The organism is Streptomyces sp. NPDC059900 (assembly GCF_050270335.1).
Classification (GTDB): Bacteria; Actinomycetota; Actinomycetes; order Streptomycetales; family Streptomycetaceae; genus Streptomyces.
The window spans coordinates 39,692-59,842 of record NZ_JBNNJZ010000008.1; the positions used below are offsets into that span (position 1 = coordinate 39,692).

Genomic DNA, 20,151 nt, shown 5'->3' on the forward strand with positions numbered 1-20,151 from the left:
CGCAGCCTCTGAGAGGTCCGCAGCGCGCTGCCTGCCCGGCGTACCGCACTGCCGACCCGGCATACCGCACTGCCTGTCCCGTCGCTGTTCCCTTCCTGTAGAACCTGTTCTATCTTGACGGCCCGTCAGAAACAGCGGGCGGGAGAGACAGAGCAGTCGGGCCGGTGCACGGGAGGACAAGCAGTGGACTTCACCTTCACCGAGGAACAGCAGGCGGCCGTCGAGGCGGCGAAGGCGCTCTTCGCCTCCGTCGCCGCCGACGGAGTGCCGAGCCCCGCCCTCGTACCGGGCGCCGTCGCGGAGGACTTCGACCGCGCGCTGTGGGCCAAACTCGCCGCGGCCGACCTGCTGAGCCTGCTCCTCGACCCCGAGTACGGCGGTGCGGGCCTGGATGCCACCGCGCTCTGCCTTGTCCTGCGCGAGTCCGCGAGGAAGCTCGCCAGGGTCCCGCTCCTGGAGAGCGGTGCGGCAGCGTATGCCGTGCAGACGTACGGCAGCGCGGAGTTGAAGCAGCGGATCCTGCCGAAGGCCGCCCGCGGAGAACTCGTCCTGACCGTCGCGGCGAACGGCCGCAGCGGGCACGACCCGGCCGAACTCTCCGTCACCGCACGGCAGGACGGCGACGACTGGCTGCTCGACGGCACACAGACGGCTGTGCCCTGGGCCCAGAGCGCCGACCACATCATGGTGCCCGCCCACACCTCCGCCGGCAGGTCCGTCATCGCGGTGGTCCCCCGCGAGATCCAAGGCCTCGGCCTCGCCGAGCAGGTGTCCACGAGCGGTGAGCGCCTCGGCGAGCTCAGCCTGAGTTCCGTACGGATCGGCGGCGGCGACGTCATCGAGGCCGACGGAGCCCGGGAGTGGCTGCGCGATCTGCTCACCACCGGGACCTGCGCCCTCGCCCTCGGCCTCGGCGAGGCGGTGCTGGCCATGACCAGCGAATACACCGGCAAGCGCGAGCAGTTCGGCTTCCCCGTCGCCACCTTCCAGGCCGTGGCGGTGCAGGCGGCCGACCGTTACATCGACCTGCGCGCGATGGAGGCCACCCTCTGGCAGGCCGCCTGGCGCATCAGCACCGGTGCGAGCGGCGCCCTGCCCGCCACGGGGGATGTCGCCGTCGCCAAGATCTGGGCGTCGGAGGGCGTACGCAGGGTCGTGCAGACGGCCCAGCATCTGCACGGCGGCTTCGGATCAGACACCGACTATCCCCTGCACCGCTACCACGCGTGGGCCAAGCATCTGGAGCTGTCCCTCGGCCCGGCAGCGGCGCACGAGGAGACCCTGGGCGACCTGCTCGCCGCCCACCCGCTCGGCTGACCCACCCGCTCGGCTGACCCACCCGAAGAGCTAGACCACGGTGCCCGGCTGGCCCTTGTCGTCGACGACGGGCCGGCCCGCGGCCTCCCAGCTCTGCATGCCGCCGTCGACGTTCACGGCGTCGATCCCCTGCTGGACGAGGTACATGGCGACCTGCGCCGAGCGCCCGCCGACCCGGCAGATGACGTTGACCTTGCCGTCCTGCGGGGCGGCCTCGGTCAGCTCGCCGAAGCGTGCGACGAACTCGCTCATCGGGATGTGCAGCGCACCCGCGGCGTGGCCCGCCTGCCATTCCTCGTCCTCGCGGACGTCAAGGAGAAAGTCGTCGCCGGCGAGGTCGCCGACACCGACCGTGGGCACGTGAGATCCGAAAGCCATGCCCCGACGCTACCCGACCGCCCAAGGGGTCAACGACGCCCAAGGGGTCAACGACGTCCGACGGGGCAACGACGTCCGAGGGCCGGCTACCTCCGAGGGGTCGGCTAGGAGGTCAGCCGCGCGAGCTCGGCCTCGCGCTCGGTGACCTGCGCGAGCAGCTGCTCGGCGATCTCGTCCAGGAGCTGGTCCGGATCGTCCGGCGCCATCCGCAGCATCGCGCCGATCGCCCCTTCTTCCAGCTCCTGCGCGACCACGGTGAGCAGTTCCTTGCGCTGGGAGAGCCACTCCAGGCGTGCGTAGAGCTCTTCGCTCTTGTTCGGCCACTGCTGCTCGGGCACGGGGCCTGCGGCCCACTCCTCGGACAGCTCCCGCAGGAGGGCCTCGTCACCACGGGCATAGGCGGCGTTCACCCGCGTGATGAACTCGTCCCGGCGGCCGCGCTCCCGGTCGTCCTGCGCCAGGTCGGGGTGGGACTTGCGGACGAGCTCGCGGTAGAGCTTGCGGGCCTCGTCGCTGGGCCGCACCCGCTGCGGCGGCCGCACCGACTGGTCCGTCAGCATCGCGGCGGCTTCCGGATACAGACCGTCGCCGTCCATCCAGCCGTGGAACAGCTCCTCGACACCCGGCATCGGCATGACCCGGGCCCGCGCCTCGTCCGCCTTGCGCCGGTCCTCCGGGTCGCCGGTGCGGGCCGCGAGGGCTTCGGCGATCTCCGCGTCCAGCTCGTCGAGGCGTGCGTACATCGGGCCGAGCTTCTGATGATGCAGCCGGGAGAAGTTCTCCACCTCGACCCGGAACGTCTCGACGGCGATCTCGTACTCGATCAGCGCCTGCTCGGCCGCCCGGACCGCCTTCTCGAGGCGTTCCTCGGGCCGCGCGGCGCCCCCCTGCCCCGCCGCCCCGTCAGGAGCTTCGCGACCGGCGGTCACGGGATCAGGATCAGGCGTCTTGGGCTGCGTCGGCTCGGTTTCCGGGGTCGTCACCCGTCCAGCGTAGGCCACCGCGACACGGCCCCGCCCGCATGGCATCCCCCGCCGCACGGCCCCGGCGCGGCCCTCCCCTCACACCCCCGCCTCCGCGGCGACCCGACCCTCCTTGACCGCTCGCACCAGCTCCCCGTGGTCCGCCTCCGTCCGGTTCGCGTACGCCACCGCGAACGCCGCCACCGCCGTGTCCAGCTCGTCGTTCTTGCCGACGTAGCCCGCGATCAGCCGCGGGTCGGCGCTGTGCGCGTGGGCGCGGGCCAGCAGGGCTCCGGTCATCCGGCCGTAGTCGTCGATCTGGTCGGCGGCCAGCGCCGCCGGGTCCACGCTGCCCTTGCGGTTCCTGAACTGCCGTACCTGGAAGGCCCGTCCGGCCACCGTCGTCCACCCGAGGAGGAAGTCGCTGACCACCTGCATCCGCTTCTGCCCGAGCACCACCCGATGCCCCTCATGTGCCACCTCGGGCACCTCGAAGCCCGCCGTGGGCAGATGCGGGAGCAGGACGGATGGCCGGGCCTCCTTGACCTGGAGCACCAGCGGCTCGCCCCGGTGGTCGAGGAGCAGCACGACGTAGGACCGCAGCCCCACGCTGCCCGTGCCCACGACGCGGAACGCCACGTCCTGGATCGCGTACCGCGCGATCAGCGGCAGCCGGTCCTCGGACAGCGTGCCCACGTAGTCCTCGAGCGCGCAGGCGACCTCGGTGGCCTCCGCGTCCGGTATCCGCCGCAGGACCGGAGGTGCGTCGACGAAGCGCCGAAGCCCCGCGCGGCCGCCCTCGTCCCCGACGCGCTCGGTCGACTTGGCGGCGAACCGGGCGCTCGTGTTGTGCCGGGCCTTCTCGGAGACGGTCTCCAGGGTGCCGAGCAGATCCCGGGCGTCCGTGTACGAGACCAACTCCTCGTCCGCGATGGCGTTCCACGCGTCGAGCGCGGGCAGCTTCGCGAGCAGCCGCATCGTGCGGCGATACGCCCCCACCGCGTCGAACGCGGCCTCCCTGCAGACGTCCTCGCTCGCCCCCGCCTCGCGCCCCGCGAGCACGAGGGAGGCCGCGAGCCGCTTCACGTCCCACTCCCAGGGGCCGTGCACCGTCTCGTCGAAGTCGTTCAGATCCATGACGAGCCCGCCCCGCGCGTCCGCGTACAGGCCGAAGTTCGCCGCGTGCGCGTCACCGCATATCTGGGCGCCTATCCCCGTGGCAGGGGTGCGCGCGAGGTCGTACGCCATCAGGCCCGCCGCACCGCGCAGGAAGGCGAACGGGGAAGCGGCCATCCTGCCCGCGCGGATCGGCGTCAGCTCGGGGAGCCTGCTGCGGTTGGTCTCCTCCACGGCTTCGACCGGATCGGGGCGGCCGTCGTCCTCGGCGAACCACTCGTGCGAGGCACGGCTGACGCGCGCCCGCAGCGCCTTGCCCTCCCGCTTCGGCGAAGCCCCCGAAGCCCCCGCTTCAGAAGCCCCCGCAGACTCCCCGGAGCCCCACTCCGCGAACCCCTTCACGTACGGCAGCCGCGCACCGTTGATCCCCGCCATGACATCCCCCACCGTCCGGACCGCACAGGCAGGCATTCCCTGGCCCCACCTGGCATGAAGGTACCGCCGGGCGCCGAAACACGTCAGAGCCTGTGGACAACCCACAGCCTGTGGACAAACCGGCGCCCCGACCGGACGCCGGTGACATACATCACCGTGAGCCGGCCCCCGGCGCCAAACCGCCCGCACAAGCACCGCAGGCACCGCAAGCACCGCAGACACAACGAGAAGCGGGCCCCCACCAGGACTTTCATCCTGGTGGAGACCCGCTCCACATGGTGCGCGAGGGGGGAGTTGAACCCCCACGCCCTTTCGGGCACTGGAACCTGAATCCAGCGCGTCTGCCTATTCCGCCACCCGCGCATGGGTGTTGTCCCAGGCCCCTCACCGCTTCGTGCACACACTGTGTGCGAACACTGTGTGGTGCGGCGCCTTCCGACATCCAGAAGATTAGCACGCTGCGGCGGGTGGATTCACATCCGTATTCGGGGGCACCTGCCCAGGTGATCCGGAGAGAAGCCGGACAGAAGAGGGCCGGACCGACCGACTTCCGCCGTACGCGGCCAAGCTCCGCACGCGGGTGCGGGACACTGGAATCAGGCCCCCTCTACGATCCCTGTTGAAGGAGCCCGAGAGGAGCCCGGAAGGATCCCGGAACCCTGGTGCGGGCATGCCTTGTGAGAGGCGACACTCATCGACTGGGCGGACAGGGGGAACCAGCCGATTTCCCGGCGCGTGGATACGATCAGTAAGCAGTACCAGGATGACTACGACGGAGGAGGTGCCCCATGGGAGTCATGAAGAAGTTCGAGCAGCGACTCGAAGGTCTCGTCAACGGCACCTTCGCCAAGGTGTTCAAGTCCGAGGTCCAGCCCGTCGAGATCGCCGGCGCCCTGCAGCGCGAGTGCGACAACAACGCGACGATCTGGAACCGCGAGCGGACCGTCGTTCCCAATGACTTCATCGTGGAGCTCAGCGCGCCCGACTTCGAGCGTCTGAGCCCCTACTCGGGACAGCTCGGCGACGAGCTCTCCGGGATGGTCCGCGAGTACGCCAAGCAGCAGCGGTACAGCTTCATGGGCCCCATCAAGGTCCACCTGGAGAAGGCCGAGGATCTCGACACGGGTCTGTACCGAGTGCGCAGCCGCACGCTCGCGTCCAGCACCTCGCAGAGCCCCGAGCGCGCTCCCGCCGGCCCCTCGGGCCCCGGCGGCGGTCACGGCAGCCCCGCAAGGCCGCCCGCGGGCGGCGCAGGCGGCGGCTACGGCTATCCGCAACCCCCTCAGCCCTCCAACGCGCCTCCCCCCATGCCCGCAGGGCCGCCCCCGGGCGGCCGTCCCGGCGGCGCCTCACCGGCTCCGAGCCGACCCCAGGGGCCCGGCGCCGGGCCCCTTCCGGGTGCTCAGGTGCGGCGCTGGATCGAGATCAACGGCAATCGCCATCAGATCTCCCGCCCGACGCTGGTGCTGGGACGCAGCACCGACGCCGATGTGCGGATCGACGACCCCGGCGTATCGCGCCGGCACTGTGAGATCCGGACCGGAACGCCCTCGACGATCCAGGATCTCGGGTCTACCAACGGCATCGTGGTAGACGGGCAGCACACCACCCGCGCTACGCTCCGCGACGGCTCGCGGATCGTCGTGGGCCAAACCACCATCGTTTACCGGCAAGCCGAAGGGTGAAGCGGGGGCAATGTCAGAGCTGACCCTGACGGTCATGCGGCTGGGTTTCCTAGCCGTTCTGTGGCTGTTCGTGATCGTGGCCGTCCAGGTCATCCGCAGCGACCTGTTCGGTACGCGCGTCACACAGCGCGGTTCGCGCCGTGAGAACGCGCGACCGCAGCAGGCCGCTCGCCAGCAACAGCAGGCGGCCGCACCGCCTGCCCAGCGCCAGCAGCAGGGCGGCGGGCGGCAGCGCCGCGGCGCCCCCAGCAAGCTGGTCGTCTCCGAAGGGATCCTCGCGGGCACGACGGTCGCCCTCCAGGGCCAGACGATCTCGCTGGGCAGGGCACACGATTCGACGATCGTGCTCGACGACGACTACGCGTCAAGCAGGCATGCCAGGATCTACCCGGACCGTGACGGCCAGTGGATCGTCGAGGATCTCGGGTCCACCAACGGCACGTATCTCGACCGGACCCGACTCACCACCCCGACGCCCGTTCCGCTGGGCGCGCCGATCCGCATCGGCAAGACCGTCATCGAGCTGCGGAAGTAGTACTACGTCATGACAGAGCGCGAGCGGAGCGAGCGAGCCGAAACGGCGGTCCAGGCACTGGACGCCGGCGCGCTCCCGACCGGAGGGTGGGCACCGTGCGGATGTACCCGGAGCCGACGGGCGAGGTGCGCATGAGTCTGTCTTTGCGCTTCGCCGCCGGATCGCACAAAGGCATGATCCGGGAGGGGAACGAGGACTCCGGCTATGCCGGTCCGCGTCTCCTCGCGATCGCCGACGGCATGGGGGGCCAGGCCGCGGGTGAGGTGGCGAGCTCCGAGGTGATCTCGACGCTCGTCACCCTCGACGACGACGTACCGGGATCGGACATCCTCACGTCGCTCGGCACCGCCGTGCAGCGCGCCAACGACCAACTGCGCCTGATGGTCGAGGAGGACCCCCAGCTCGAGGGCATGGGGACCACCCTGACCGCCCTGCTGTGGACCGGTCAGCGCCTCGGCCTCGTGCACGTCGGCGACTCCCGCGCCTATCTCCTGCGGGACGGCGTCCTGACGCAGATCACCCAGGACCACACCTGGGTGCAGCGGCTGGTCGACGAGGGCCGGATCACCGAAGAGGAAGCCACCACCCACCCGCAGCGCTCCTTGCTGATGCGCGCGCTCGGCAGTGGCGAGCACGTCGAGCCGGACCTCTCCATCCGTGAAGTCCGCTCCGGCGACCGCTACTTGATCTGCTCGGACGGTCTCTCCGGCGTCGTCTCGCACCAGACGATGGAAGACACCCTCGCGAGCTACCAGGGCCCCCAGGAGACCGTGCAGGAGCTCATCCAGCTCGCGCTGCGCGGCGGCGGCCCCGACAACATCACGGTGATCGTCGCCGATGTCCTGGACATCGACAGCGGCGACACCCTCGCCGGACAGCTCTCCGACACCCCCGTGGTCGTCGGCGCGGTCGCCGAGAACCAGCTCCAGGCGCAGGACGACGGCGCCATGCAGACCCCCGCGGGCCGCGCGTCCGGCCTCGGCCGTCCGGTGCCCCCGCAGCCCTCGGGCGGCGGCTTCGGGCCGCCCGGCAGCGGTGACACGACGGGGTACGTCCCCGAGTCGAACTTCGGCGCCTACAGCGACGAAGACTTCGTGAAGCCCCGCGGCGGCCGCAAGTGGCTCAAGAGATCGCTCTACACCGTGCTCGCCCTGGCGGTCATCGGCGGCGGCCTGTACGGCGGCTACCGCTGGACCCAGACCCAGTACTTCGTAGGCACGAACGAACAGAACGTCGCCCTCTACCGCGGTATCGACCAGGACCTGGCATGGGTCAGCCTGTCGAAGGTCGAGGAGGACTACCCCAAGATCGAACTCAAGTACCTGCCGCCGTACCAGCGCAAGCAGGTCGAGGCGACCATTGCCGAGGGCAACCTCGACGACGCCAAGAGCAAGATCAAGGAGCTCAGTCTGCAGGCGTCGGCCTGCGAGAAGGACGCCGAGCGCCGCAAGGCCGAGCGTGAGAACGCCAAGCCCGGCGAGGGCGAGGCGGGCGGCACCACCGGTCTGGCGGCCAAGGCTCCCAGCGACGATCCGACCGACCCGGCGGACAAGAACGACAAGAACGAATCGACCGACAAGAACAAGTCCACGACCGCACCGACTCCCACACCCGGCCCCAGCTTGTCCGAGGACGAGGAGAAGCTGGTCCCACTGTGCGGTAAGCAGTAAGCAGCCGTTGGGGGCCTTTGCACGCCATGAGCAGTAGCACTACACACACGTCGACCATCGGCGCGATCGGGGCGCCGAGCAGGCGCAACACCGAGCTCGCGCTCCTCGCGTTCGCCGTCGTCATCCCGCTGTTCGCCTACATCAACGTAGGTCTCGCGATCGACGGCGAGCTGCCCACGGGCATGCTCGGGTACGGAGCAGGGCTCGGTCTCCTGGCCGGCGTCTCGCACTTCGTGGTGCGCAAGTTCGCGCCGTACGCCGATCCTCTGCTGCTGCCCCTGGCCACGCTGCTCAACGGTCTCGGTCTGGTCGTCATCTGGCGGCTCGACCAGTCGAAGCGGTTGCAGCAGCTGCCCAACTTCAGCGCCGCCGCGCCGAACCAGCTCATGTACTCCGCGATCGGCATCGCCCTGTTCGTCGGCGTGCTGATCCTGCTCAAGGACCACCGCGTCCTTCAGCGCTATACGTACATTTCGATGGTCGGCGCGATCATCCTGCTGCTGCTGCCCCTGGTCCCCGGCCTCGGCATGAACGTGTTCGGCGCCAAGATCTGGATCCGCGTCGGCGGATTCTCCATCCAGCCCGGTGAGTTCGCGAAGATCGTCATCGCGATCTTCTTCGCGGGCTACCTCATGGTGAAGCGCGACGCCCTGGCCCTGGCCAGCCGCCGCTTCATGGGCCTCTACCTGCCGCGTGGCCGTGACCTGGGACCCATCGTCGTCGTCTGGATCATCTCGATCCTGATCCTCGTCTTCGAGACCGACCTCGGTACGTCCCTGCTGTTCTTCGGCATGTTCGTCGTCATGCTGTACGTCGCCACGGAGCGCACCAGCTGGATCGTGTTCGGTCTGCTGATGTCCGCGGTCGGCGCGGTCGGCGTCGCCTCCTTCGAGCCGCACGTCAAGCAGCGCGTCGACGCATGGCTCGACCCCATGCGCGAGTACACGCTGAGCCAGCAGGGCGTGGTCGGCCACTCCGAGCAGGCGATGCAGGCCCTGTGGGCCTTCGGCTCCGGCGGCACGCTCGGCACCGGCCTCGGCCAGGGCAACTCCGACCTGATCAAGTTCGCCGCCAACTCGGACTTCATCCTCGCCACGTTCGGCGAGGAACTCGGCCTCGCCGGGATCATGGCGATCCTGCTGATCTACGGCCTGATCGTGGAGCGCGGTGTGCGCACCGCCCTCGCCGCGCGCGACCCGTTCGGCAAGCTCCTCGCGATCGGCCTGTCCGGCGCCTTCGCCATCCAGGTCTTCGTGGTCGCCGGCGGCGTCATGAGCCTCATCCCGCTGACGGGTATGACCATGCCCTTCCTGGCGTACGGCGGTTCGTCGGTGATCGCCAACTGGGCGCTGATCGGAATCCTCATCCGCATCAGCGATACCGCGCGCCGACCGGCGCCGACCCCTGCACCGAACCCTGACGCCGAGATGACCCAGGTGGTCCGACCGTGAACAAGCCCCTGCGCCGGATCGCGGTCTTCTGCGGGTTCCTCATCCTTGCCCTGATCGTCCGGGACAACTGGCTCCAGTACGTCCAGGCCGACACCCTCGCCAAGGACGAGAAGAACCGCCGCGTCACCATCGAGCGGTACGGCACCCCGCGCGGCAACATCATCGTGAACGGCAAGCCGGTCACGGGCTCCAAGGAGTCGGGCGACGGCAACGACCTCAAGTACCAGCGGACGTACTCGAACGGCTCCATGTGGTCCCCGGTCACCGGCTTCGCGTCGCAGAGCGTCGGCGCGACCCAGCTGGAGTCCATCGAGGACGGCATCCTGACCGGTAACGACGACCGTCTCTTCTTCCGCCGCAGCCTGGACATGCTGACCGGCGAGAAGAAGGAGGGCGGCAACGTCGTCACGACCCTCAACTCCGCGGCGCAGAAGGCCGCGTACGACGGCCTCAAGGGCCGCGGCAAGGGTGCGGTCGCCGCGATCGACCCGTCCACCGGCGCGATCCTGGCGCTGGCCTCCGCTCCGTCGTACGACCCCTCCACCTTCGCCGGTGCCGACGGCAAGGCCTTCCAGAAGCTGGACAAGGACAAAGACAAGCCGATGCTCAATCGCGCGCTGCGCGAGACGTACCCGCCGGGCTCCACCTTCAAGGCGGTGACCGCCGCGGCGGCCCTGGAGCACGGTCTGTACGACGACATCGACGCGCCCACCAAGTCCCCGCTGCCCTGGACGATGCCCGACACCACGCAGCCGCTGCCGAACGAGGGCAACATCCCCTGCAAGAACGCCTCGCTGCGTCAGGCACTGCGGGTGTCCTGCAACACCGTCTTCGGCAAGATCGGCTCGGACCTCGGCAAGGACAAGATGCTCGAGACGGCCGAGAAGTTCGGCTTCAACGAAGAGCAGTTCGTGCCGGTCCGTTCGAACGCCTCCGTCTTCCCCGAGAAGATGGACCGGCCGCAGACCGCGCTGTCCTCCATCGGCCAGTTCGAGACGGCCGCGACGCCGCTCCAGATGGCCATGGTCGCCTCGGCCATCGCCAATGACGGCAAGCTGATGGAGCCGTACATGGTCAGCGAGCTCCAGGCGCCGAACCTGGACGTGATCGAGAAGCACGCGCCCAAGGAGATGAGCGAGCCGCTCTCCGAGGAGAACGCGCAGAAGCTCCAGGACATGATGGAGACGGTCGTCAGCGAGGGCACCGGCACGAACGCCAAGATCCCCGGTGTCACCGTCGGCGGCAAGACCGGTACGGCCCAGCACGGCGTCGACAACAGCGAGAACCCCTACGCCTGGTTCATCAGCTACGCCAAGACCGACTCCGGTTCGCCGGTGGCCGTCGCGGTGGTCGTCGAGGACAGCAAGGCCGGCCGTGACGACATCTCCGGTGGCGGTCTGGCCGCGCCCATCGCCAAGGACGTGATGCAGGCGGTTCTCGACAGCAAGAAGTGACCCGCGTCACGGCTTCTTCACATCAGTGCACGTTGCGATACCGGTCCTGTATCGGGTGACGGTGGCGGCCGGGTCTCGTAAGGCGAGCCGGGTACGGTATGCCCGGACAGCACACCGCCGGACCACACAAGGGTGCGGTCAGGACTGACGGAGAGGGCTGGAATAGCTATGGAAGAGCCGCGTCGCCTCGGCGGGCGGTACGAGCTGGGCCAGGTGCTCGGCCGAGGCGGGATGGCGGAGGTCTACCTCGCGCACGACACCCGGCTCGGACGCACCGTGGCGGTGAAGACGCTGCGGGTCGACCTCGCGCGTGATCCGTCATTCCAGGCCCGGTTCCGCCGCGAGGCCCAGTCGGCCGCCTCGCTCAACCATCCTGCGATCGTCGCGGTCTACGACACCGGCGAGGACTACGTGGACGGGGTCTCCATCCCGTACATCGTGATGGAGTACGTCGACGGGTCCACCCTTCGTGAGCTGCTGCACTCCGGGCGCAAGCTGCTGCCCGAGCGCGCCATGGAGATGACCATCGGCATCCTCCAGGCCCTGGAGTACTCGCACCGCAACGGCATCGTCCACCGCGACATCAAGCCCGCGAACGTCATGCTGACGCGCAACGGCCAAGTCAAGGTCATGGACTTCGGCATCGCCCGCGCCATGGGCGACTCCGGCATGACGATGACGCAGACGGCGGCGGTCATCGGCACCGCGCAGTACCTCTCGCCGGAGCAGGCCAAGGGCGAGCAGGTGGACGCGCGAAGCGACCTCTACTCGACCGGCTGCCTGCTCTACGAGCTCCTCACCGTCCGCCCGCCGTTCGTGGGCGACTCCCCGGTCGCGGTGGCCTACCAGCACGTACGGGAAGAGCCGCAGGCCCCCAGCGTCTTCGACGGCGAGATCACGCCGGAGATGGACGCCATCGTCCTGAAGGCCCTCACCAAGGACCCGGACTACCGCTACCAGTCGGCCGACGAGATGCGCGCCGACATCGAGGCCTGCCTCGACGGCCAGCCCGTCCAGGCCACCGCCGCCATGGGCGCGGTCGGCTACGGAGGCCATCCGGACGACCAGCAGACGGCGATGCTGCGCCCGCAGAACGGCGGCGGCCAGACGTCGATGATGCCGCCGGTCGGCCCGGACGACGGCTACGACGACCATTCGCGCCGCCGCCCGAAGAAGAGCAACACCTCCACGATCCTGCTGGTGGTCGCGGGTCTCCTCGTCCTGGTGGGCGCGATCCTGATCGGGAAGTGGGCGTTCACCGGGAGCGGCGGCAGCGATTCGATCAAGGCCCCCAACTTCGTCGGCGAGAAGCTCGCCGACGCGAAGAAGTCGGCCAAGAACGTGGACCTCGTCCTCGACGACTCCGAGCACAAGCCGTGCGAGAAGTACCCGAAGGGCGAGATCTGCGCCCAGACCCCGGGCGCGAACGCCTCGGTCAAAAAGGGCGACACGATCAACGTGACGGTGTCCACGGGGGCGCCGAAGGTGGCTGTGCCGAGCGTCATCGGTCTGGACATCGACAAGGCCACCGACAAGCTCGAGAGCCCCAAGTACCGGTTCAAGGTCGAGCCCAAGCAGGTGGAGTCCCCCGAGACCCCCGGTGAGGTCCTCGAGCAGGACCCGACGTCCGGTACCGAGGTCCAGAAGGGCAGCACCATCACCCTGGACGTCGCCAAGGAGGCCGCGAAGTCCACGGTCCCCGACGTCAGCGGCAAGACCTGCGAAGAGGCCAAGGCCCAGCTGAAGACCAACGACCTCATCGGTGTGTGCGAGGAAGAGGAGAGCAACTCGGTCGAACCCGGCAAGGTCATCTCGCAGAGCCTCGCCCCGCAGACCCAGGCCGACCCGAACTCCACGGTCACGCTGAAGGTCGCCAAGAAGGCCGAGAAGGCCACCGTGCCGACCCTCACCGGCCAGAAGCTCAAGGACGCCCGCAAGGCCATCGAGGACGCGGGTCTGACGGTCGGCAACATCCAGGGCCCGCAGGACGACGACGCCCTCGTGGTCCTCTCCCAGCCCGGCGCCAACGAAGAGGTCGAACCCGGCAGCGCGGTCAACCTGACCACGGCAGGCGGGAACCAGGGCGACAACGGCGGGGGCAACGGAGGAGGCGGCGGCTTCATCGAAGGCGCCACGGGCTTCTCCTCCCGCAACGACGAGGACTGACCCCGGTCGGCCGGCCCGCAGTACTTACTGCGGTACGAGAAGAGCCCCGGACTACGCCGAGCAGGCGTTGTCCGGGGCTCTTTCCGTGTCCCGGGCTCTTTCCGTGCGGGGCCGCGGCCTCAGTTCAGCTCGGCCGGCGGTGTGCGCTTGTTGTCGACCTTTTCGATGCGCTCCAGCTCGCCCCAGACCACGTAGCGGTAGTTGGACGTGTAGACCGGCGTGCACGTCGTCAGGGTGATGTAGCGGCCCGGCTTCTTGGCGCCCGATTCCTTCGGGACCGGGTTCAGGACGTTCACGTTGTACTTCGAGGTCTCGGGGAGCGTCGAGTACACCTTGTAGACGTACCACTTGTCCCGCGACTCGAAGACGATCGCGTCGCCCTTCTTGATCTTGTCGATCTTGTGGAACTTCGCGCCGTGCCCGTCGCGGTGCGCGGCCAGCGTGAAGTTGCCTTCCTTGTCCTGCGGGAGAGCCGACTTGATCGGGTCCTCGTAGTAGCCCGCGACACCGTGGTTGAGCACCTTGCTGCTCGTGCCCTTGGTCACCAGGATCTCGCCGCCCATCGCGGGGACGTGGAGGAAGCCGATGCCGTCCTTGGTGTTCAGTGCCCCCGGGCCGCCCGCCCAGCGGTCGCGCACCTTGTCGCCCTGCTTGTGCGCCTCGCGGTCCGCGACGACGTTGGTCCACCACAGGGAGTAGACGACGAAGAGGCCGAGCACCAGGCCCGCGGTGATGAGGAGTTCGCCGAAGACGCTGACCGCCGTGGCGATGGGGCCGCGTCCCCGTGGCCGTGGTGTGCGGGAGGGCGCGGGCTTGTCGGCCTGCTCCCTCGACCGCTCCTCGGTCTGCTCCTCGTCGTTGTCGGTCGTGGCTGCCACTGGTTCCGCCCCGTTCTCACCGTGCTAATTGACGAGCGCGCTCGGTTTGCCCTTGCTGCGCGGTCGTTCCTCGACCATCTTGCCCCAGACGATCATTCGATACTTACTCGTGAATTCCGGGGTGCAGGTGGTCAGTGTGATGTACCGGCCCTCTTTGGTGAAGCCCGACCCCGGAGGGACAGGACCGATCACCGACGTGTTGCTGGGCTGGGTCTGCGGCAGGATGCTCGCCATCTTGTAGACGAAGTACTTGTCCTGCGTCTCCACGATGATGGGATCGCCCGGTTCGAGCCGGTTGATGTACCGGAACGGCTCACCGTGGGTGTTGCGGTGCCCGGCGACCGCGAAGTTGCCCTTCTCGGCGTCCGGCATGGGCGTCTTGGTGGCGCCCTCGTTGTAGTGGCCGACCATGCCGCGGTCCAGGACCTTCGACTTGTCGATGCCCTCGGCGATCGGCACCACCACGTCGAGGCGCGGGATGTGCAGGAGCGCGAAGCCCTGCCCCGGCTCGAAGGCGCCCGGCTTGCCCTTGCCCTTCGCCCACTCCTCCTGGAGGTCACTGGCGGCTCCGTTGGCCTGCTGATGGGCGCGGACGTTGGTCCACCACAGCTGGTACGTGACGAAGAGCAGCATCAGTACGCCCACGGTGATGAACAGTTCGCCGATTCCCCGGCTCAGCACGGCGCCGGCGGAGGGCCTGCGGGCGCGCTCGGCGCGGCGGGCCTCCACGCGGGAGAGAGGGGCGGCCGATGCTGCCGCAGGGCTCGTGGCGGCGCGTGAGGCGCCCTTCCTGGCGGCTTTGCGGCGGGCGGCCCGTCCGCCTTCCGCGGGGCGCTCCTGTCCGGGGTCCGAGTCGCCTTCTGGGCCGGTGTCCGGGTCGAGTATTCGGCGCGTGTCGGACGTCCGCAGCCCTACCGTCTCGTCGTCGACCGGAGGCTGGGGCTGTGACTGGGGCTGCGGGTGTGACTGGGGCTGCGGCTGCGGCTGCTGCGCGGCCTCGGGTATCGGCTCGTACGCCGCAGAGGCCGGTTCGTACGCCGGGGACGGCTGCTGAGGGGCGTACGCGCCGTACAGCTCCTCGTACGTCGGCTCCCGCACCCCGTGCCAGTCGCGGGCGTACCCCGCGGGGTCGTACCACTCCTGCTCCAGCGGCTGCTCCGGCTGAGGTACCGGCTCCGGCTCGGCGGCCCCGCTGCGGAACCACGGCGAAGGATGCTGACCCGGCAGCGGATCGGTCAGCGGATCGGCGAGGTGGTCGACGGCCGCTTCGAACGCCCCGAGCTCCTCAGACGCCCCTGACTCCCCGTACGACGCGTACTGGTCGTCGTACGGAAGGCCGGAGGAATCGCGCTCGGGGCGCAAGGCGGTCACGCCGTGGCCCTGCCCACCACCGGGGCAAGACCACTCGACCGACCGACCGCCCCGGCGTCCCCGCACTCCACCAGCCAGTTGGCGAGCATGCGGTGGCCGTGCTCGGTGAGCACGGACTCGGGGTGGAACTGAACGCCCTCGACCAGCAGTTCACGGTGGCGCAGGCCCATGATGATGCCGTCCTCCGTACGCGCGGTCACCTCGAGCTCGGCCGGAACCGTCGCCGGCTCGGCGGCGAGCGAGTGGTAGCGCGTCGCGATGAACGGCGACGGGAGACCGGCGAAGACGCCCTTGCCCTCGTGCACCACGGGGGACGTCTTGCCGTGCAGCAGCTCGGGAGCCCGGTCCACCACGCCGCCGTACGCCACCGCCATCGACTGCATGCCGAGGCAGACGCCGAACACGGGCACCCCGGTGCCGGCGCAGTGCCGCACCATGTCGACGCAGACGCCTGCCTGCTCGGGCGTGCCGGGGCCGGGCGACAGCAGGACGCCGTCGAAGCCGTCCTGCGCGTGGCGCAGCTCGACCTCGTCGTTGCGCACGACCTCGCACTCCGCACCCAGCTGGTAGAGGTACTGGACGAGGTTGAAGACGAAGCTGTCGTAGTTGTCGACGACGAGGATGCGGCGGGGGCGCTCTTCGGTGCTCACTGCGCTCACTGGCCGTCCACCGTCACGTCGTTGAAGGGAAGCAGCGGCTCGGCCCAGGGGAAGACGTACTGGAAGAGCACGTAGACCACAGCGAAGACGAGCATCAGCGAAAGCAGCGCCCTAACCCATGCGTTTCCCGGCAGATGCCGCCAGATCCAGCCGTACATGCCGTCCCTTCCGTAGCCGTACGGCACCAGACTAACGGCGCAGTGCCTCTGGTTTCCCGGCCTCGACGGGCTGGGTGGCATCGAGGTGCGCCCAGACGATCAACCGGTGGCTGTGGCCCCACTCTGGCTCACAGGTCGTAAGTGTGAGGTAACGGCCCGGACCGTCGAACCCCGACTTGCGCGGAACGGCGTCGATGACGCCGATGTCGCCGGGCAGCGTCTTGTAGGGCTTCTTGTCGATGCGGTACGTGAACCATGTGGTGCCGTCGGTCAGGACCACGGGGTCGTTCGGGCGCAGCTTCGGGAAGTCCTTGAACGGGTCTCCGTAGGTGCGGCGATGGCCCGCCACGGAGAAGTTGCCGCGCTGGCCGAGCTGCGCGGTGTCCCCGTAGTGGCCGAGTCCCTTCTTCAGGATGCCGGTCCCCGTGCCTTCGAGCACCGGCTTGTTCCACGTGAAACCAAAGCGCGGGATGTACATGACGGCGAAGGGCTTGCCGTCCTCGTAGGGGGCGGGCTTCTTCGGAGAGGACGCCTCCGCGGACCCGCCGCCGTCCGTCTGCGCGGGCACCGAACCCTGCGCCCACCGCTCCTGGAGATCGTCGATCTGGCTGTCCATGGCGTTGTCGGCCTTCACGCCGGTCCAGAACAGGACGTACACCACGAAGAGCACGATCAGCGTGCCGACGGTGATGCACAGTTCGCTGAACGTCCTGACGAGCACTCGCACCGACACAGGGTCCCCCAGCGGCTTACTCCACGGGCTTCGCGTAGTGGAGATCCACTGTGCCCGAGTAGCCGGGAAGAGTCATCGCCCCGTCGTCGTCGACTTTCCAGCCGAGGCCGTACGCGTTGACGTACAGCATGTAGTTCTGGATCTCCGGGGACGCGGCGAGCGCCGTCTTGAGCTTCTCCGGGTCACCGACGGCCGTCACCTTGTACGGCGGCGAGTAGACGCGGCCCTGGAGGATCAGGGTGTTGCCCACGCAGCGGACGGCGCTGGTGGAGATGAGCCGCTGGTCCATGACCTTGATGCCCTCGGCGCCGCCCTGCCAGAGCGCGTTGACCACGGCCTGGAGGTCCTGCTGGTGGATGACCAGATCGTTGGGCTGGGGCTCGGGGTAGCCGGGGAGCTTGGCGGTGGCGTTCGGCGGGGCGTCGGCGAGGGTGACGGAGACGGCCTCACCGCTGAGCTTCTTGGTGCCCGCGTTCTTCTCCAGGGCCTTGAGCCGTGCGTCGTCGGCCTTCGTGCCGCCGTTGTCGCGCTCGGCCAGGGACTCGACTTCGTCGCGCAGGGAGCCGTTGGACTCGTCGAGCTTGCCGTTCTTGTGGCTGCGCTCCTCGATCAGGTCCGAGAGCTTCAGCAGGGAGGCGTCGGTGCGGATGTTCGTGCCCTTGGCCGTGTTGAAGCTGGTGAAGAAGATGAGGCCCGCGAGCGCGAAAACGGCGGCCGTGAGCAGCCGGACCGGCCGCCAGCGTGGACGTCGACCCGGACCTGCGGGGGAGTCGGCAGAATTGCTCAACGTACCCTTATCTCCTTCAGCGCCGCGGAAGCACTACGCTAACGGACGCCCGGGGGAGGGCTCAGCTCCCCGTATCGACAGGAGAGACCCTCGTGCCGAAGTCACGGATCCGCAAGAAGGCCGACGATTACACGCCGCCCGCGAAGAAGGCGACGAACATCAAGCTGACCAGCCGCAGCTGGGTGGCGCCGGTGATGCTAGCGATGTTCCTCATCGGGCTCGCCTGGATCGTCGTCTTCTACGTCACCGACGGGAAGCTGCCGATCGACCCGCTGGGCAACTGGAACATCGTGGTCGGCTTCGGCTTCATCGCCGCCGGGTTCGGCGTCTCCACGCAGTGGAAGTAGCGCTGTTCCACCGGCTGTGAGCGAGCTGCCACGGCGGCGGGAAGCAAGCCTTGCCCTGAGTTATCCACAGCGCTATCCACACTGGGGACCGAACTGGGGAAAAGAAAGACGATCTGTGGATAACCCTCGTGACGTTGACGCCGGTGTGACTGGCAGATCGACATCCGAGTGGCTACTGGCCCCTTGTCCTTCCTGGGTAAACCCAGGTCAGCGACAAGGGGCACAGTTGTTCCCCACAGCATGCACAAGATTCGGCACACGCTGTGGACAACTGTGAGCTTCGGGTGACTTCACAGGGCTCCGAACGGCACTTCCGCCGGTCAGAGCCCGGGGCAGGCCTCAGCCGAGCTGGGCGGTCCTGACGACCACGGTCGCCAGGACCACGATCAACACCACGGCACAGGTCCCCCACTGCACGAGCGCCCGCCGCTCGCGGGGCGCGTGCACCATCCCGTACGCGATCGCGACACCGGCGACCAGGCCGCCGACGTGCGCCTGCCAGGCGATGCCGCTCCAGGTGAAGGTGAAGAGCAGGTTCAGCGCGAGCAGCGCGATGACCGGACGCATGTCGTAGTTCAGGCGCCGCATCAGGACGGCGGTGGCGCCGAGCAGACCGAAGATCGCTCCGGAGGCCCCGAGCGAGGCCTCGCTCGCGCCGACGAGAACATAGGTGAGCGCGCTGCCGGCCAGACCGGAGAGCAGGTAGAGCGCGAGATAGCGGGCGCGGCCGAGCGCGGCTTCCAGCGGGCCGCCGAGCCACCACAGACCCAGCATGTTGAACGCGATATGCCAGATCTCCTGGTGCGCGAACATGGACGTGACCAGGCGGTACCACTGGCCTTCGGCGACGCCCTCGGTCGGCGCGTACGGATAGGGCGGCCACTCACCGATCAGGGCGAGATCGCCGACGAGCCGGTCGTTCACCTGGATCGCGATGAACACGAGGACATTTATCGCGACCAGGATCTTGGTGACCAGGCGCGGGTCCGCGGCGATCGAGCCGCCCGCGATGGTGCGCGGCCGGCTGGCCTCGGGCGGGTGCCCGGTGCCCGAGCCCTCGCGCACGCACTCGGGGCACTGGAAGCCCACCGAGGCGCTGATCATGCACTCCGGGCAGATGGGGCGCTCGCAGCGGGTGCAGCTGATGCCCGTCTCGCGGTCCGGATGCCGGTAGCAGCCGGGCAGGTTCGATGCGTCCTGTGGCCCCTGCGGGCTGCCGGGTGCCTGGTCCATGGGGTCCCCTCAATGTCCGTACGAAGGCACAGCTACGCGCGCGTGGCGAACGCACCGCCCCGCCCTTCCTTACGGATGGGCGGGGCGGTTTGGTTCCCTCGCGGGGTGGGCCGGTGTCAGGCGTCGCGGGTTTCGATGACGACCGACTCGATGACCACGTCGTTCACCGGGCGGTCGGTGCGCGGGTTGGTCTGTGTGGCCGCGATCTCGTCGACGACCTTCCGGCTCGCGTCGTTCGTGACCTCACCGAAGATGGTGTGCTTGCGGGTGAGCCAGGCGGTCGGCGAGACCGTCACGAAGAACTGGGAGCCGTTGGTGCCCGGACCCGCGTTCGCCATGGCCAGCAGGTAGGGCTTGTCGAAGGCGAGGTCGGGGTGGAACTCGTCCTCGAACTCGTACCCCGGACCGCCCGTGCCGTTGCCCAGCGGGTCGCCGCCCTGGATCATGAAGCCGCTGATGACGCGGTGGAAGATCGTCCCGTCGTAGAGCCGGTCCGTGGTCTTCTGGCCGGTCTCCGGGTTGACCCACTCGCGCCCGCCCTGAGCGAGCTCGACGAAGTTCTTGACCGTCTTCGGCGTGTGGTTGGGGTGCAGCAGCACCTCGATGTCGCCGCGGTTGGTCTTGAGGGTGGCGTAGAGCTGCTCGGCCACGGTCTGCCTTCCGTTGTCTTCTGTGACGTCCTGATACTCCCACGGACCGGATTGGGACGAGTAGTCACCGAGTGGGAGCGCGCCGCGACGATCCGTGGCATTGTCGGCGAAGAACTCTCCTTGTACCGATTTGATCAAATTCATGGCACCCGGAAGCACCCGGATG

General features: G+C 68.8%; 18 protein-coding genes and 1 tRNA gene. 8 read left to right on the forward strand and 11 right to left on the reverse strand.

Annotated elements, in window-relative coordinates:
- Positions 1-183: 183 nt before the first annotated feature.
- A complete protein-coding gene (locus tag ACQKIP_RS02915; protein WP_365859319.1) occupies positions 184-1,317 on the forward strand; it encodes an acyl-CoA dehydrogenase family protein in 1,134 nt (377 codons plus the stop codon).
- A gap of 30 nt (positions 1,318-1,347) precedes the next feature.
- Here ACQKIP_RS02915 and ACQKIP_RS02920 read toward each other — a convergent pair whose 3' ends face one another.
- From ACQKIP_RS02920 to ACQKIP_RS02935, 4 genes are all read right to left on the reverse strand, one after another.
- Positions 1,348-1,695 (reverse strand): rhodanese-like domain-containing protein, encoded by a 348-nt coding sequence (locus ACQKIP_RS02920; RefSeq protein WP_365859321.1) that lies wholly within the window; start codon positions 1,693-1,695, stop codon positions 1,348-1,350.
- 104 nt (positions 1,696-1,799) lie between these two features.
- Complete coding sequence (locus ACQKIP_RS02925; RefSeq protein ID WP_365859323.1) at positions 1,800-2,678, reverse strand: hypothetical protein; 879 nt, start codon at positions 2,676-2,678, stop codon at positions 1,800-1,802.
- 78 nt (positions 2,679-2,756) lie between these two features.
- Complete coding sequence (locus ACQKIP_RS02930; RefSeq protein ID WP_365859325.1) at positions 2,757-4,208, reverse strand: DUF2252 domain-containing protein; 1,452 nt, start codon at positions 4,206-4,208, stop codon at positions 2,757-2,759.
- A 276-nt stretch (positions 4,209-4,484) separates the two neighbouring features.
- Positions 4,485-4,571 (reverse strand) — tRNA-Leu (locus tag ACQKIP_RS02935).
- 425 nt (positions 4,572-4,996) lie between these two features.
- On the opposite strand from ACQKIP_RS02935, the gene ACQKIP_RS02940 reads away from it, so the two are divergent.
- From ACQKIP_RS02940 to pknB, 6 genes are all read left to right on the forward strand, one after another.
- Positions 4,997-5,893 carry a DUF3662 and FHA domain-containing protein gene (locus tag ACQKIP_RS02940; protein WP_365859327.1) on the forward strand — a complete coding sequence of 299 codons (897 nt, stop codon included), beginning with the start codon at positions 4,997-4,999 and terminating at the stop codon, positions 5,891-5,893.
- Positions 5,894-5,903: 10 nt separating this feature from the next.
- Positions 5,904-6,428 (forward strand): FHA domain-containing protein FhaB/FipA, encoded by a 525-nt coding sequence (locus ACQKIP_RS02945; protein WP_361200297.1) that lies wholly within the window; start codon positions 5,904-5,906, stop codon positions 6,426-6,428.
- A 131-nt stretch (positions 6,429-6,559) separates the two neighbouring features.
- Positions 6,560-8,098, forward strand: a complete 1,539-nt coding sequence (locus ACQKIP_RS02950) for a Stp1/IreP family PP2C-type Ser/Thr phosphatase (RefSeq protein ID WP_365859329.1) — start codon at positions 6,560-6,562, stop codon at positions 8,096-8,098.
- A gap of 26 nt (positions 8,099-8,124) precedes the next feature.
- A complete protein-coding gene (locus tag ACQKIP_RS02955; protein WP_365859331.1) occupies positions 8,125-9,549 on the forward strand; it encodes an FtsW/RodA/SpoVE family cell cycle protein in 1,425 nt (474 codons plus the stop codon).
- Positions 9,546-11,003 (forward strand): peptidoglycan D,D-transpeptidase FtsI family protein, encoded by a 1,458-nt coding sequence (locus ACQKIP_RS02960; RefSeq protein ID WP_365859333.1) that lies wholly within the window; start codon positions 9,546-9,548, stop codon positions 11,001-11,003. Before ACQKIP_RS02955 ends, ACQKIP_RS02960 begins: the two co-directional genes overlap by 4 nt.
- A gap of 168 nt (positions 11,004-11,171) precedes the next feature.
- Positions 11,172-13,169: a Stk1 family PASTA domain-containing Ser/Thr kinase gene (gene pknB, locus ACQKIP_RS02965; protein ID WP_365859336.1), complete on the forward strand. Its 1,998-nt coding sequence runs from the start codon at positions 11,172-11,174 to the stop codon at positions 13,167-13,169.
- A gap of 119 nt (positions 13,170-13,288) precedes the next feature.
- Here the strand turns inward: pknB and ACQKIP_RS02970 are convergent, their stop codons facing one another.
- The 5 genes from ACQKIP_RS02970 to ACQKIP_RS02990 form a co-directional block, all read right to left on the reverse strand.
- A complete protein-coding gene (locus ACQKIP_RS02970; RefSeq protein WP_365859338.1) occupies positions 13,289-14,047 on the reverse strand; it encodes a class E sortase in 759 nt (252 codons plus the stop codon).
- Positions 14,048-14,071: 24 nt separating this feature from the next.
- Entirely contained in the window at positions 14,072-15,418 is a 1,347-nt protein-coding gene (locus tag ACQKIP_RS02975) for a class E sortase (protein ID WP_365859340.1), read from the reverse strand.
- Positions 15,415-16,068: an aminodeoxychorismate/anthranilate synthase component II gene (locus ACQKIP_RS02980; RefSeq protein ID WP_365859342.1), complete on the reverse strand. Its 654-nt coding sequence runs from the start codon at positions 16,066-16,068 to the stop codon at positions 15,415-15,417. The genes ACQKIP_RS02975 and ACQKIP_RS02980 overlap by 4 nt, the downstream gene beginning before the upstream one ends.
- A 198-nt stretch (positions 16,069-16,266) precedes the next feature.
- The gene (locus ACQKIP_RS02985; RefSeq protein WP_365859344.1) at positions 16,267-16,962 is read right to left on the reverse strand and encodes a class E sortase; all 696 of its coding nucleotides are present in this window, start codon (positions 16,960-16,962) and stop codon (positions 16,267-16,269) included.
- A gap of 22 nt (positions 16,963-16,984) precedes the next feature.
- The gene (locus tag ACQKIP_RS02990; protein WP_365859346.1) at positions 16,985-17,755 is read right to left on the reverse strand and encodes a DUF881 domain-containing protein; all 771 of its coding nucleotides are present in this window, start codon (positions 17,753-17,755) and stop codon (positions 16,985-16,987) included.
- A gap of 92 nt (positions 17,756-17,847) precedes the next feature.
- Between ACQKIP_RS02990 and crgA the strand changes: the two genes are divergently transcribed.
- Positions 17,848-18,102: a cell division protein CrgA gene (gene crgA / locus ACQKIP_RS02995; protein ID WP_160506128.1), complete on the forward strand. Its 255-nt coding sequence runs from the start codon at positions 17,848-17,850 to the stop codon at positions 18,100-18,102.
- A 339-nt stretch (positions 18,103-18,441) separates the two neighbouring features.
- Here crgA and ACQKIP_RS03000 read toward each other — a convergent pair whose 3' ends face one another.
- Positions 18,442-19,335, reverse strand: coding sequence for a rhomboid family intramembrane serine protease (locus ACQKIP_RS03000; protein ID WP_365859348.1), 894 nt, complete (start codon positions 19,333-19,335; stop codon positions 18,442-18,444).
- A gap of 116 nt (positions 19,336-19,451) precedes the next feature.
- Entirely contained in the window at positions 19,452-19,985 is a 534-nt protein-coding gene (locus ACQKIP_RS03005) for a peptidylprolyl isomerase (protein WP_365859350.1), read from the reverse strand.
- Between the last annotated feature and the right edge of the window lie 166 nt (positions 19,986-20,151).